This is a genomic window from Desulfofundulus thermobenzoicus (genome assembly GCF_009428905.1).
In the GTDB taxonomy this organism is placed as follows: domain Bacteria; phylum Bacillota; class Desulfotomaculia; order Desulfotomaculales; family Desulfovirgulaceae; genus Desulfofundulus_A; species Desulfofundulus_A thermobenzoicus.
On the sequence record NZ_WHYR01000133.1, the window covers coordinates 1 to 631 of the forward strand.

Here is a 631-nt window from a genome sequence, read left to right on the forward strand (position 1 = left end):
CCCGGGGGGACGAAACCAAGGGCGGCAACCCGAACATCAAGATAAGCTACCGCAGCGGAGAATTTGCTTTGTCCGTGACCGTCTCACATCTATCGGAACAGGCGGGCACGGACAGTAAAGGGCGGCCGGATAATGACCAGAGCGCCGCGGGTGGAGGGAAAGCTCTGGCTGCCGGAAAAACACCGGCTCAAGGTGTGGGAGCTGCTGCTTTCCGGCGCTCCCTATAACGTTGAGTTAATCAGAGGCCGGGACGGCCGGTACAGGGTGCACATTACCTTCACCGTAACGGCACCTGAACCGGCAACCAGTCCCAACCGGGGCTACCTGGGCATGGACACCAACCCGGACGGGGTGGCTTTAGCCAACGTCAATTATTTCGGCCAGCCCGAACCCTGGCCGGAGGGTTTCGAGGTACCTTACCCGAAGGCATTACACAAATTTGCCGGGGAATTCCAGGTGACAGTGCAACCGAACGGTTTTCTGTACATCAAGATACCGGAACTTGCTTACAGCCGCGGATACCGGCGCACCTACCTGATAGGCGTGCTGGCCAAAGTGGCGGTGGACATGGCAAAAGCTTTGGGTAAGCCCATTGCATTGGAGGACCTGGACTTCGGCAAAGACCGGCTGG

The 631-nt window shown here is 58.6% G+C and carries 1 pseudogene; it reads left to right on the forward strand.

The window, feature by feature from the left end:
* Positions 1-132 precede the first annotated feature (132 nt).
* A pseudogene (locus GFC01_RS17840) lies at positions 133-631 on the forward strand (IS200/IS605 family accessory protein TnpB-related protein); the annotation flags it as partial.